A 15014-nucleotide genomic window follows, 5' to 3' on the forward strand; every position below is an offset into this window, starting at 1 on the left:
AACTTCTTTTCTTATTCTTTTCTTCTCATAATAATCCCGCCGATTATCAGTAAACCACCACCTAAGCTACCAATTATGCGACTTGTTTTTTCGCTTGTTTGAGGCAATTTACCTGTTATTTGAGCTTTTTCTTGCTCCTTTGTCAGTTGATTTTGATTCCCCCTACTTGGTCTTGTTGGTGCTAGTTCAGAACTAGCGTTTCCTGGTTCTTTCGTTGTTGCTTGTTCAGAACTAGAGTTTTCTGGTTCTTTCGTTGTTGCGGGTTCAGATGTTGAGCTTTCTGGTTCTTTCGTTGTTGCGGGTTCAGATGTTGAGCTCTCTGGTTCTTTCGTTGTTGTTGGTTCAGAAGTTGAGCTTTCTGGTTCTGAACTGGAATCATCCGTTTCATTAGAGATCTTTGCTAGTTCAACCTTTTGGCTTTCCCCTGATTGTAAAACGACTTCAACAACTACCTCACTGCCTTGAGTTTTAGTATTCAGCTTATCCCCAATGATTTTGTACTTAAGAGGGTCGTAACTAAAAGTTACGACTTTGTTTGGTGTTAAAGTCGGATCAGCTAAACTAATCGTTACAGTTTCAGCTTCCTTAAGGAGATAAGTCCCCTTATCGTAAAAGGTTAGGCCGGCGATTTTTTGCGCCTTCGTTTGATAATTGATTAAGCCAGTCATTCCCAACTCATGATCAACGACGATTTGACTGTCTTCATCATTTTTCAAAATCTCAATTTGATTCATTTTGGCGGCTTTTGTAAAAGCTTCTACCCCAATATTTGGGTAAATAATATAGCCATAAGTTGAGTTGGCCTGCTGTTCTTGCCAAATCGTCATGAATTGATTACTCACAGGGCCCCCTTTTTCAGCATGGTTAATATCCCCCCAAGCTCCTACTCGATTATCGCGTAAAACGTGAATATTCCCTTTTACTAAAAACTGATAACCGATATTTCGAGATTCTCTACCATTGTCTAAATACATCGTCACAGGCTTTGCAATATTTTGCTCTTCCCCAGCAGTTAGTGCGGTAACTTCACCATTGATCATTAACTGACTTTCTGTCCCTCGCGGAACTTTTCGATTTTCAATAATCGTTTCTAAAGAGTCTGTCGATGTGGTTTGAATGTCACTACCGACAGCGACGATTTTATCACCAAACATAAACCAGCCCTTCTTCGCTGTTAAGCTTTGATTCCAATTATTAAAGTCCATACTAAAAACACCAAATTGATCATCTAAGACGGTGCCGCCAACGAAATCTGACTGGCCAACTGTTTCGCCTGAGCCGTCTGCTCGTTTTTCCCTAGTGACAGTCGTTCCTGGCAAGCGATAAGGGTCAACAGTGGCCCAATAGTCATCGCTGTAATGACTTAAATCATCATTGTATAAATAAGTCATGCCATCGCCAGTGTACCAGCCTCGCCGATTTTCATTGTTCATGTCTTCGTAATTTTGCGTTCGTTTTGAATGTAGACTAATCCCAAAAGCAAAATCTTTTTGACTATTATAATAAGCAATTTTATCCATATGGGCAAAATTTCTTAAATAGCTGACAGGTTGACGGCCTGCAATTTCAGGATTACTAAGTAAATTTTGAACTAAACTAATGTCTCGAAAACTTCCTGCTGAAGCAACGTAATCAAAATAGCTGTCTGCTAAAAGATGATATTTCACCACTTGTTTCAAAGCTAGTTGTTTTTCTGCAGTTGAAATCTCAGCAATCCGTAACATGGCTCGTAAGACTTCGACTGCCGCTTGGTGGTCTTGGAGAGCGGAACGACTCATGGAGCGACCACGGGTCATGTCCATTAAACTGCCTTTGTATAAAATTGGTTGAAAGGCATTTTCCAACCACTCGTAAACATTTGATAAGTCTTCTTCAGAAATTGCGTAGCTTGTTGGTTGAATCACAGTCAGCAATTGCGATAGCCCTTCAATTAGAACATTGCCGTAAGCCCCAGTATAGGCAACGTTAGTGTGTGAAATAAAGGAACCGTCTCGATAAAAGCCTTCGCCTTCAGTTACGTAAGGCAACACAGTTTGCAAAGCACTAATGGCCGTTTTGACTTCTACATCATTTTTTAATAAGAGGTTCTGAATTAATTTCACTTTCCCAATATCGATTTGATTGCCACCTAAAGCTAATTGTTTCCGCTCTGGAATTGAGCCAAAAATATAATGAACATCAGGGACAAATGTATCAATCGGCGTTAAATAGCGACTTATTTGTTCCTTAGTTAAACCACCGTAAAGGACTGTTACAATATCATTTAAAGCTCTTGGTGTTCCTATTTCAAAATCCCACCAGTTGCCGGTAATAACTACGTTTTCGTTGTAACGATGGATGTATAACCATTCTAAACTCCTTAAAACATCGCGATAGAGCGCTTCATTTAAATAGTAGGTCGAATAGGGGTTAACTACTGCTTCAGCTAATTTATAAAGTTCCCGATAATTTTTAGTCAATGTACTAGAATCAGCTTGATCTTTCAAATGTTCCCATAAATAAGGGGGATTGTCATTTTTATTTAAACTTTCCCAGATTTTTTTAACTGTCTGTTCTTTTAACTCGTGAGTGTCATTCATTTGCTGATTATCTCCTTGATAATACTGATCACCAAAAATAATCCCTTGCCACCCTTGTCTCATCCGATCAAATTCATCAGTCCTCTGAGGGGTTACCGTTAACTGAATCTCATCCACAAGCTGATTCTCACTATCGAAAATACTAACCTGAGTTTGACCCGCTTGTTGTGCTAAAAACACCCCGCCTTTTAACTGACCGATTTCGGAATTCTCTAATTTAAGTTGATAGTTTTCCGGTAATTGTTCTGAAAATAGTAGTTTCATTTCACTAACAGTGACTTCTTGACTCTTCTCAAAAGCCGGCAACTCTTCTGTGACAGGCTCATCACTAGTTACTTCAATGACTACTTGAGCTTTGACCCCTGAATCACCATAAGTGACGGAGACTGTACTAATTCCTTTCCCTAAAGCTGTGACTTCTCCTCCAGCAACGGTCAAGACTTTTTCATTAGAAGAATGCCATGTTAACTCTTCCACTGGAAAAGTTGCTGGAACAACTTCAAAAGCTAATGTTTCGGTAGTACCTTTCTCTAAGATTAACTGGGTCTCTTTAAATGCTAATGATGTCAGTGTTTCTTTTTTTGTTAACTGAATGTCATCAAAATAAGCTGTGCCAGTTCCTTCTTCTAAAAATAGTTGCACTCTGATCGTATCAATTCCTTGCTCCGTATTAACTTTAGTCTTAACATTTTGCCAATCTTTCGTCCCAAGAACATTATTCGAGTAACTTAAAGGGTCAATCTGTTTGCCATTTGCATAACGTAAAACCCGAATCCGGGCTCCTTGACTAGCCGTCACTGACTCAGTTTTGATTCTGCCAGTCACTTCGTACTCTTGATTTTCTAAAACGGGAATATCTTGAGAAATCGCTACTCGACTAACTTCCGTTGCTGCTATTTTCAAAATATTATTAGTCTGCTCTCCTTCATCACTAATAATACTAATGCCTGGTTTACCTTTCGCTACCCAAACGTCATTCCAGTGAAGAGCCTCTTGTTCATGCCACTTCCCAGTTGCTGTTCGGACTTGAGTAAAGTCTCCGTTCTTAACCCCGCTATTTTCTCCATAAGCGACTAGACTTTGACTAATAAAAAAACAACTTAAACCAATTAACAGACTTATTTTCTTCATACGTATCCTGCCTCCTTTTAAACTATCCCTACGTAATAAAGTAAATGCAACTTTCATGCCAACAAAAAGAACCCTTGCTAGACAAGAGTTCTTTTTGTAATCTTAGATGTAAGCGCTAAATAATCGGATGTGATCTTTATGAGTTTTTACATGTACTTTCTCGAATAATTAATTCTGGTTCAAAAAATTGATTGCCTTGAGGGGCGCCCTTTTGATCAATCTTATTTAACAACATCTTGCCACAGGCTCGGCCCATTTCGATAACAGACTGCTTAACAGTCGTCAAACGGGGGTAAGCAATTTGATCTAAAAAGACACCATCAAAGCCAATTACGCCATAGTCTTGAGGAATTTGAGCTTTGTTATTAAGAAGACCGCGTTCAATTCCTAAAGCTAAACGATCGGAACTACAGACAAAGGCGGTTTTTTTATCGTAATTTCTAAATGTTTCTTCAATAAAAGCGGCGGCATAACGGGAGCGGTTTTCAAAACGAACGATTTCCGGTACTCGTTGATGTTTTTGCATCGTGTTAATGTAGCCAGCTTCTCGGGAAAATTCAAAGGTTTCTTTGACGTCGATCCCAACAAAGACAATCCGTTCATACCCCATGGCAATAGCGTGTTCCGTGGCTAAAGTTGTGCCTTTTTTATTATCCGTATCAACGAAATCATAACCGTAACGATTTTCACCAAAGAGAATCACTGGTTTTTCAATTCGACCAATCCATTCGTAGTCTAAATCACGCATACCAGTAATAATATACCCGTCAGATAAACCAACATCGAAACTATTTTCCGTGACTAACTGTAAAGAATATTGATGTTTGTCTAATTCTTTTGAAATCCCCATTAATAAATTCATATAATAAGGCTCCGTCGTATCCATCTCTTCAAGGATAAATAGTTTGATGACTTGGGTACGATTATTGGCTAAAGCTTTCGCCGCAACATTCGGTTTATAGTCTAAGTCTTTCATCGCTTGAAAGACTAATTCTTTTAATTCATCAGTGACTTGTTCAGGGTGATTGATAACACGAGACACAGTCATTTTCGACACATTGGCTTTTTTCGCCACATCAGTTAAGGTAACCATCCGTCTCCCCTTTCGAACCAATTATTTTTTAATCAATACTTCTATTATAACCTCTAATTAAAATATTACTAGAATCTAAGGGAAATTTCAAAAAAAGAACCTTGTTAGATGTGACTCTAACAAGGTTCTTTCCGCTATTAATTAATGATGTACTTTAAACACCTTCGTAAGCATCAATAATAATTTGTTTTAATTCACTAATTAAAGGTTCTTTAGGATTAGCTGTTGTACATTGGTCTTCATAAGCTAATTCAGCCATATGATCAACTGTGTTATCAAGGACTTCTTGAGTCACCCCTTGGGCTTTCAAGCTCATATCAATGCCAACACTCTTACCTAATTCACTAACAGCAGCAATTAAGCTTTCAACTAATTCTGCCGTTGTCTTGCCTTTGAGACCTAAAATTCTTGCAACTTCGGCGTAATCTTCATGAGCACGGAAATACTCATATTTAGGAAACATTGCATGTTTTTGTGGGTCTTTCGCATTATAGCGAATAATATGTGGCAAGAGAATCGCATTCGTCCGTCCGTGAGGAATGTTATACTCGCCACCGATTTTATGGGCAACTGAGTGACAAATTCCTAAGAAGGCATTAGCAAAGGCCATTCCAGCTAAGGCTGAAGCATTATGCATTTTTTCACGTGCATCAAAATCAGCTGTCTCAACAGATTCTTTCAAGTTCCCAAAGACTAATTTAATTGCTTCGATACTTAAGCCCCGAGTGTAATCAGAAGCCATGACTGAGACATAGGACTCTAAGGCATGGGTTAAGACATCCATTCCAGTATCAGCAGCAATTGATCTTGGTAATGTTTGAACGAACTGAGCATCAATAATTGCCACATCTGGTGTTAAAGCGTAATCTGCTAAAGGATACTTAACATTAGTATCACTATCAGTAATTACGGCGAATGGTGTGACTTCAGCTCCTGTTCCTGATGTTGTTGGAATACAAACTAGTTGTGATTTAACGGCTCTCGGGAATTTGTAGATTCGTTTACGAATATCTAAGAATTTTTGTTTCGCCCCAAAGAATTCTGTTTCAGGGTGTTCGTAGAATAACCACATGCCTTTAGCAGCATCCATGGCTGAACCACCACCAAGAGCAATTACTGTATCTGGTTTGAATTCGACCATTTGTTCTGTTCCTTTATAAACAGTGTTCGTTGATGGATTTGGCTCAACTTCTGAGAAGACTGAAATCTTAACATCGTTGTCCCGTTTCCGCAGTTCATCCATTACAATGTCAGCATAGCCAAATTGAACCATTCCTGGGTCACAAACTAAGAAGACACGTTCCACTTTATCCATTGCTTGTAAGTATTGAACTGAATTTTTTTCAAAGAAAATACGTGAAGGAAGTCTAAACCATTGCATATTTTTTCTCCGTTTCGCGACTGTTTTAATGTTTAACAAGTTAATAGCGGTAACGTTTCTTGAAATTGAGTTTTTACCGTAAGAACCACAACCTAATGTTAATGAAGGAATCATTTCATTATATAAATCGCCAATTCCTCCTTGTGACGTTGGTGAGTTAACTAAGATCCGACAAGCTTTCATCCGTAAAGCGAAGTCAACTTGTAAGTCCTCGTCTTCAGTGTGGACACAAGCAGTATGGCCTAAACCAAATTCAAGCATATTTTCACAATGAACTAAGGCCTCTTCACGAGTGTCAGCCTTAACCATGGCTAAAACTGGTGATAATTTTTCTAATGACAGTGGGAATTTAGCGCCAGTGCCGCCGATTTCTGCTATTAAAATTTTCGTACCTGCTGGAACTTGTAAGCCTGCTAATTCAGCAATAGCGTTAGCTGATTTTCCAACAACAAATGGGTTAACAGCTGTTTTAGCCTCATTCATTACTACAGCTTCCAATTTTTCAACATCTTGTCCATTTAAAACAACGACTTGATGGGCTTGAAATTCTTTTTTAACTTCTTCGTAAACAGCTTTATCAACAATGATTCCTTGTTCCGAGGCACAAATCATGCCATTGTCAAATGACTTAGAAACGATTAAATCATTCACAGCCCGTTTAATTTTTGCTGATTTCTCAATATAAGCCGGGGTATTTCCTGGTCCAACCCCTAAAGCTGGTTTACCTGTTGAGTAAGCCGATTTGACCATTGCCCCACCACCAGTTGCTAACACGACTGCGACTTTTGGATGGTTCATTAAAGCAGTTGTCGCTTCTAATGAGGGAACTTCTACCCATTGGATACAATTTTCTGGTGCCCCTGCTGCTATGGCAGCATCTCTAACGACTTTAGCCGAAGCCACCGAACATTTTTGCGCTCCCGGGTGGAAAGCAAAGATAATTGGGTTTCTTGTTTTTAAAGCAATCATCGCTTTAAAAATAGTTGTCGATGTTGGGTTAGTTGTTGGTGTCACACCACATAAGACCCCAACTGGCGCTGCTATTTCCATTAAACCAGTTTGTTTATCATCACTAATAACACCGACTGTTTTATTATTTTTAATATTATTCCAAATCGATTCTGAAGCAAACATGTTTTTAATTGCCTTGTCTTCATAAATACCACGACCAGTTTCTTCCACCGCCATTTTTGCTAAAGGCATGTGTTGATCTGACGCAGCTAATGACATTTTGTACACAATGTGATCAACTTGTTCTTGGTTAAACGCTTCCATTTCTTTTAAAGCAATTGTCGCGTTGTTCGCCAAAATATCAGTTGCTTCTTGGACACTAGAAACTTTTACCGTTTCTGTTTTTGATACTTTTGCCATATTATTCCTCCTAAAAACATTTTTGATTGCGTTTTCTTAACGTCTTAATAATAGCATTTTTCACAAACTCCCCGTTAGGAGGATATTCAGTAGTTATTGGACTTTATTAACATTTATTAGTTACGTTTTTCACAAAACAAATCTATGATACAATGGTTTAATAAAGACTTATAGGACTTCTTATGACTTTTTTTTATTTCCTTCGCCGTTCATTTAATACCTGTATAAAAACAACTTTGTGATAAGTTATTCCTATTAGTTAACTAAAACAAGAAATGGGGAACCCACTTTGTGTAATATCTTAATGGTAACTGACGATTTGGCTTTAAAAAAAAATTTACTGACACTTTTAAACAAATACTTTGTCAATGTTTTTCTACTCCCTCACGCCACAAGTGCTAATAAAGCTCTGGCGATTGCTAAAACACACCAACCTGAAATTGTGATGATTGACTTAAACTTACCAAGTGAAGACGCTTTCTTACTACCTAATCAATTGTTAGCTTTACATCCTAATTTACGGAGTATCATGGTTGATGACGACGCTAATTGCCAACATGCTCAAACAGCCATCCGCTTAGGTGCCATCGACTACCTTGTTCAACCATTAATCGAAGAAGAAGCCTTAAATAGTATTCATCGCGCCATTATTTCTTTAAACCAAGTCTCACTTTTGAATCATCGCAAGGAAGATGCTACCGCTACCCAAAATGAAACGATTTTACCAATGATTCAATACATTCACAGCCATGCTTTTGAAGACATTAACTTAGATAGTCTAGCGGATTTTATGCATTTAAATAAAAATTATTTATGCCAACTTTTTAAGAAGGAAGTCGGGATGACATACATTGCTTATTTAAATCAATTCCGGATTGAACAAGCCAAGTTATTTTTACGGACAACTACTGATAAATTGGCGGTTATTGCTGAAAAAGTCGGCTATAAAGACCCGGCTTATTTTAGTCGGATTTTTAAAAAAATAACTGGCATCAGTCCCCACCACTATCGCCAAACGTATGTTGGTGATTTGCGAACATTTGAACTTCAACCAGTTTAATCAGTTGACAGCTCTTAAAAAACATGAGATAGTTGTAACCAGATTAACGACATTAAGTTCCAGTAGCAAATCATCTTACAGTTCAGAGAGTTGACGGGTGTGCGAGTCAATCATAATGATTTTGTGAATTACAAACTTAGTTACACCGATGTCACGTTGGGTTTGAGCCCTTATCCTCTCTTAGAGAAAAGCAGTTGCTTTTAAATTTGGGTGGTACCACGAACTATTTCGTCCCTGTTAGTTATAAACTAACAGGGGCTTTTTTTATTTTTAATTAAGAACAATGGAGGAATGACAATGCTTTTTACTAGTACTGGTGGTCTAGTTGGTTATCGTCGTAGTGATTGAACGCATAGCTAAGAAAAAAATTTGGAGGGTTTACTATGTCAAAAAAAGTTAGCTTCTTAGAAGCCGCAATCATATTCGCAATTATGTTAAGTTTAATCGGAGTCAGTGTCATTAAGTTTGGTTTATCGCCAATGACACCAATCATCGTCTCACTTGCCTTAATCATGTTATGGAGTCAATTTAAAGGATTTTCTTGGAAAGATGTCAATCAAGGAATTAGTGAGGGCATTAGTACCGGGATCATCCCGATGGTCATCTTCTTACTAATTGGCGCTTTAATCGCTAGTTGGATAGCTGCCGGGATTATTCCTGCTATGATGGTCGTCGGTTTTAAATTAGTCAGTACAAAGATTTTCGTGCCGTCGACCTTTTTAGTCTGTGCGATTATTGGAACGTCCATTGGTAGTGCGTTTACAACTGCTTCGACTGTCGGTCTCGCCTTAATGGGCATGGGAACCGCTCTCGGCTTTAACCCAGCCCTCATCGCTGGGGCTGTCATCTCTGGTTCAGTTTTCGGTGATAAGATGTCCCCTCTTTCAGATACGACTAACTTAGCAGCTGCCGTGGCTGGCACGGATCTTTTTAAACACATTAAAAATATGATGTGGACAACTATCCCTGCTCTCGTGATTTCCTTTCTGCTTTACTTATTTTTAGGGAGCCAAGCCAATGTCACGACTTCTGCTAACCAAATCAATGATTTAACGGCAACTTTACAAGACAATTTCACAATCGGCTGGTGGTCAAGTTTGCCTATTATCGTGATGGTTGTTTGCTCTCTTTACAAAATTCCAGCAGTCGCCACTTTACTTTTAAATATCAGTTTATCGATTGGCTTGTTTATTTTACAAACACCGGGAGTCAAACTTACAGAAGTTGCTAACATCATCGAAAATGGTTTTGTCTCAACAACTGGGGTAGCTAGTATTGATAGCTTATTAAGTCGCGGTGGTTTAATGAGTATGATGGGCTCAATTGCTTTAATCATCTTAACTTTAGCTTTAGGTGGTCTTTTAATGGAATTCGGAATTATCGAAACTCTAATGGCACCTTTAGCCTTAAAATTAACCTCAGCTGGTAAGTTAGTCTCTGCTACTGTTCTTGGCGGTGTCTTAGCGAATATTATGATTGGTGAACAATACTTATCAATCATTTTACCTGGTAAAGCTTTAAAACCTTCTTTTGATAAGACAGACCTTGATCCTTCCGTTCTCTCAAGAGCTTTAGAAGATTCTGGAACCGTCTTAAACACCTTAATCCCTTGGGGTGTCAGTGGGGTTTTCATGGCTAATACTCTAGGCGTGCCTACTTTGGCTTACTTACCATTTTGTTTCTTCAGTTTACTTTGCCCTTTCTTATCAATTATTTCTGGTTTCACAGGCATTGGAATTTCTTACAAAACACGTCCAGCCAATTAAGAAAAAGCCATTAGCATGGAGTTTAATCACTCTTAGCTAATGGCTTTTATCATTTGTTTTTTAAGACTGTTTAAAAGAGTCCGGTAATAACCCCTTCACTTGTCACATCGATTGTGTTTGCAGCAGGTACCTTAGGTAAACCTGGCATCGTCATTACTGCACCCGTGTAAACAACGACGAAGCCGGCACCAGCAGCGATTTTAACGTTACTAACTTCAATCTCAAAATCAGTTGGACGACCTAACAAGGTCGGATCGTCAGAAAATGAATACTGTGTTTTAGCTATACAGACTGGTAAATGACTAAAGCCCATGTCTGAAATTTTCGCCAGTTCTCGGCTAGCGACTTTCGAAAATTTAACTCCTTGACCACCGTAAACGTTAGTCACTACGGCTTGAATTTTTTCTGTTAGTGGGGCTTGATCTTCATAAGCATAACGGAAAGTATTCTCCCCGCCTTCAACTAAACGGACAACTTCATGAGCTAAGTCTGTCCCACCAGCTCCGCCTTGACCCCACACATCTGAAATTACTACATTCACTCCTAAGTCACGGCATTTTTCTGTGACTAAAGCTAATTCTGCTGGATCATCTGTTGGGAACTTATTGATGGCAACGACAGAAGGTAAGCCAAAAACGTCATTAATGTTTTCAATATGTTTTAATAAATTCGGTAACCCTTTTTCTAAGGCTTCTAAATTAACTGTTTTCAAGTCGTTTTTACTTAGGCCGCCGTGCATTTTTAAGGCTCGGACTGTGGCTACAATCACCACTGCTGCAGGGGTAATTCCCGCTTTACGACATTTAATATCTAAGAATTTCTCTGCTCCTAAGTCTGCACCAAAACCAGCTTCTGTGACTACATAATCAGCCAATTTCATGGCCGTTTTTGTTGCTACGACAGAATTACAGCCGTGGGCGATATTGGCAAACGGGCCGCCGTGAATAATCGCTGGATTATGTTCCAACGTTTGGACTAAGTTTGGTTTAATCGCATCTTTTAACAAGGCAGTCATTGCCCCTTCAGCTTTCAACTCGCCAGCAGTAACTGGTTGATTGTCATACGTATAACCAATAATTATTTTAGCAATGTTAGTTTTTAGATCACTTAAATCATTGGATAAACAAAGAATTGCCATGATTTCTGAAGCGACGGTAATTTCAAAGCCATCTTCGCGGGGCACGCCATTCACTCGCGCACCTAAACCGTTGACAATGCTTCGTAGTTGACGGTCGTTCATATCAACACACCGTTTCCAAGTAATCCGGTTAACGTCAATCTGTAAGTCATTCCCTTGGTAGATATGGTTATCAATTAAAGCTGCTAACAAGTTATTGGCAGCGCCAATTGCATGGAAATCACCTGTAAAATGTAAATTAATATCTTCCATCGGTACAACTTGGGCTTTTCCGCCACCGGCTGCTCCACCTTTGACCCCAAAAACCGGGCCTAATGATGGTTCCCTTAAAGCAATAATTGTCTCTTTACCAATCTTATTTAAACTATCCCCTAAACCAACGACAGTCGTAGTTTTACCTTCCCCAGCTGGCGTTGGCGTAATAGCAGTAACTAAGATGACTTTGCCTCGCTCAGGTAAGTCTGTTAATTTACTAGGATCAATCTTCGCCTTGTAATTCCCATATAACTCTAAGGTCTCTCGATCTAAGCCTAATTTACTCCCAATTTCCTCGATTTTGCGAAGCTCTGTTTGTTGAGCTATTTCAATGTCACTTAAATAGTTTTCCAATATTTTTCCCCCTTAAAATTTAAAAAACTAATAGTAAATCGGTCTTTAGACATCTTTAGGCTAAACCTAACTGTTTCTAGTGCCATTTACTACTAGTTCAAGTTTAACATTATTTCGCTAATTATTTAACGCTTATTTAAAATCATATTTTAAAATTGGTTGACGGGCTGCACGGACTTCATCGACTCGTTTAATCGCTGTCAAATAAGGTGCGCCTTTGACTTTTTCAGGATTAGCGTAGGCTTCTTGATAAATTTGACGATAAACCGTAATCGCTTCATCAATGGTTTCTTTTGACTCCGTTTCTGTCGGCTCAACCATTAAAGCTTCTGGCACAACATTCGGGAAATACATTGTTGGCGGATGCATTTGATGATCTAATATGGCTTTTGAAATATCTAAGGCTGTTACTCCTGTGTCTTTTTTCATTTGCTCTAAAGTAATGACAAATTCATGCATACAAGGGCCTTCGTATTTGATTTCATATAAGTCGGCTAATTGATTCATCATATAATTAGCATTTAAGACGGCATTTTTAGCTGCTTCAGGAATGCCTTCTTGACCTAGGGTTAAAATATAAGTCAAGGCTCTGACAACAACTAAGAAATGACCATAAAAACCTTTAACACTACCAATCGTCTGAGTCGGTTGGCTAAAGACTAGACTATTAGCTTGCCGTTCTGGATAATTATTCGGCATAAATTCTTTTAAGATCGCTTTACAACCGATTGGTCCAGATCCTGGTCCACCACCACCGTGAGGAGTCGAGAAAGTCTTATGAATGTTTAAGTGAACAATATCAAAGCCCATATCGCCTGGGCGAACTACTCCCATAATCGGATTCAGATTTGCCCCATCATAGTAGTTTAAACCGCCAGCATCATGAATGATTTTAGTGATTTCAATAATATTTTCTTCAAAAATACCAACCGTACTTGGATTTGTTAACATTAAGCCAGCAGTGTCCTCGCCAACGACTGCTCTTAAAGCTTCAACATCAACGCAACCATTAGCTTTTGAAGGAACGTTGATCGTTTCATAACCAACCATTGACGCACTAGCAGGATTAGTGCCGTGAGCTGCGTCGGGGACGATAATTTTATTACGTTTAAAATCATTTTGCCCTTCGTGGTAGGCTTTAAACATCAATAAGGCTGTTAACTCTCCATGTGCTCCAGCAGCTGGTTGGAAAGTTAAGTAATCCATCCCAGTAATTTCCACAAGTAAGTCTTCGGCGGTTTTTAAGACTTCTAAGGCCCCTTGGACAGTGGCTACCGGTTGTAAAGGATGAACCCCGGCAAAACCTGGTAAATTTGCCATCTCGTCATTAATTTTTGGGTTGTATTTCATCGTACACGAACCTAAGGGATAAAAACCATCGTTTACCCCATGAGACTGTTTCGCTAATTCCGTATAGTGACGACTAATGTCAGGTTGAGCCACTTCTGGTAAGTGCAAGGGGATTTCTCGACGGTGCTCCTCTGGTAAAGAGACTTCCGGTACATCTAATGGTGGCAACATGTCATTAAAACGACCTGGCACATTTCTCTCGAATACAAGTTTCATTAGGCGATTACCTCCTTGATTACTGTTATTAACTGATCAATCTGAGCCTTCGTATTCATCTCTGTACAACACCATAAGATGTCATCACCGACTGGTAAGCCACCTAAAATATCATACGCTTCTAGTTTGGCTAAAAGCTCCTCACTAGGAATTGGGGTTGTCGTCAGAAACTCGTGGAAATACTCCCCGGAATGAACTAATTCAAAGCCTGGCAGACTTGTTAATTGGTTAGCTAAATAATGACTCTTAGCATGACTTTGTTCTGCTACATTCTTAACTCCTTGAGGTCCCATGGTCGTCATGTAAATTGAGGCTGTTAGAGCACAGTGCGCTTGGTTAGAACAAATATTCGAAGAAGCTTTTTCTCGACGAATGTGTTGCTCCCGCGCTTGTAACGTTAAAACAAAAGCCCGTTCCCCATCAGCATCCACCGTTTCACCAGCAATCCGTCCTGGTAATTGACGGGTCAGCTTAGCAGTTGTTGCCATAAAACCTAAGTAAGGACCACCGAAAGATAAAGGCAAGCCTAGAGGTTGAGCCTCACCAGTAGCTATATCCGCGCCACACTCATATGGCGTTTTAAGAATTGTTCCTGCCACAGGGTTAATCCCCATAATAAATTTAGCTTTTTGACTATGAACTAATTCACCAATCGCTGTTGCTTCTTCTAATTGTCCATAGAAATTAGGTTGTTGTAAAAAGAAACAAGCTGTTTGATTTGTCAGTAACTGACTTAAGGCTTCTTGATCAATCACACCATTTTTAGCTGGCACAACGACGACTTCAAAATCTTGTCCTTCACAGTAAGTCTTAACTGTTTGAATCGTCATCGGGTTAGCAGTACTTGCAATTAACACTTGCTGACGCTTCCGATCAATCGTCATATTAACAGCTTCAGCAGCCGCCGAAGGCCCATCATAAACTGAGGCGTTAGCAGCTGCCATCCCTGTTAATTCACAAATCATTGTTTGGAATTCAAAAATTGACTGTAAAATTCCTTGACTGATTTCAGCTTGATAAGGTGTGTAGGCAGTCAGAAATTCTTCTTTACTAGCAATTTGTTTCACTAAAGAGGGGATGTAGTGATTATAAGCACCGGCACCTCTAAAAATGCTACCAAAGACTTTGTTTCTTTGAGCCAACTCCGTCATCACTTGGCGGACTTCAAATTCAGAGCGACTTTTCGGAATCGCTAACTCTTTAATTTTTAATTCCCCTGGAACGTTGACGTAGAGATCATCTAAAGAACTCATCCCTAAACTTTCTAACATCGCTAATTGTTCAGTTGTCGTTGATGCAACGTATTTCCCTAACCCCATC

General features: G+C 39.2%; 8 protein-coding genes. 2 read left to right on the forward strand and 6 right to left on the reverse strand.

Going from position 1 to position 15014, the window contains the following annotated elements; genetic code table 11:
* Positions 1-11: 11 nt before the first annotated feature.
* From CBF35_RS02490 to adhE, 3 genes are all read right to left on the reverse strand, one after another.
* Complete coding sequence (locus CBF35_RS02490) at positions 12-3710, reverse strand: polysaccharide lyase family 8 super-sandwich domain-containing protein (protein ID WP_170174691.1); 3699 nt, start codon at positions 3708-3710, stop codon at positions 12-14.
* Between the two features lie 136 nt (positions 3711-3846).
* Positions 3847-4803 carry a LacI family DNA-binding transcriptional regulator gene (locus tag CBF35_RS02495; protein WP_126778302.1) on the reverse strand — a complete coding sequence of 319 codons (957 nt, stop codon included), beginning with the start codon at positions 4801-4803 and terminating at the stop codon, positions 3847-3849.
* A gap of 154 nt (positions 4804-4957) precedes the next feature.
* On the reverse strand, positions 4958-7555 hold the full coding sequence (gene adhE, locus CBF35_RS02500) for a bifunctional acetaldehyde-CoA/alcohol dehydrogenase (protein WP_126778303.1): 2598 nt from the start codon (positions 7553-7555) through the stop codon (positions 4958-4960).
* A gap of 289 nt (positions 7556-7844) precedes the next feature.
* Here adhE and CBF35_RS02505 point away from each other — a divergent pair, with 289 nt between their 5' ends.
* Positions 7845-8615, forward strand: a complete 771-nt coding sequence (locus CBF35_RS02505) for a helix-turn-helix domain-containing protein (RefSeq protein WP_126778304.1) — start codon at positions 7845-7847, stop codon at positions 8613-8615.
* Between the two features lie 383 nt (positions 8616-8998).
* Positions 8999-10381: a Na+/H+ antiporter NhaC gene (gene nhaC, locus CBF35_RS02510; protein WP_126778305.1), complete on the forward strand. Its 1383-nt coding sequence runs from the start codon at positions 8999-9001 to the stop codon at positions 10379-10381.
* A 70-nt stretch (positions 10382-10451) separates the two neighbouring features.
* Here the strand turns inward: nhaC and CBF35_RS02515 are convergent, their stop codons facing one another.
* The 3 genes from CBF35_RS02515 to gcvPA form a co-directional block, all read right to left on the reverse strand.
* The gene (locus CBF35_RS02515; protein ID WP_126778306.1) at positions 10452-12128 is read right to left on the reverse strand and encodes a formate--tetrahydrofolate ligase; all 1677 of its coding nucleotides are present in this window, start codon (positions 12126-12128) and stop codon (positions 10452-10454) included.
* A 132-nt stretch (positions 12129-12260) separates the two neighbouring features.
* On the reverse strand, positions 12261-13694 hold the full coding sequence (gene gcvPB / locus CBF35_RS02520; RefSeq protein WP_126778307.1) for an aminomethyl-transferring glycine dehydrogenase subunit GcvPB: 1434 nt from the start codon (positions 13692-13694) through the stop codon (positions 12261-12263).
* Positions 13694-15013 carry an aminomethyl-transferring glycine dehydrogenase subunit GcvPA gene (gene gcvPA / locus CBF35_RS02525; protein ID WP_126778308.1) on the reverse strand — a complete coding sequence of 440 codons (1320 nt, stop codon included), beginning with the start codon at positions 15011-15013 and terminating at the stop codon, positions 13694-13696. The genes gcvPB and gcvPA overlap by 1 nt, the downstream gene beginning before the upstream one ends.
* Position 15014: the final 1 nt, after the last annotated feature.

Source organism: Vagococcus salmoninarum (assembly GCF_003987495.1).
Classification (GTDB): domain Bacteria; phylum Bacillota; class Bacilli; order Lactobacillales; family Vagococcaceae; genus Vagococcus_D; species Vagococcus_D salmoninarum.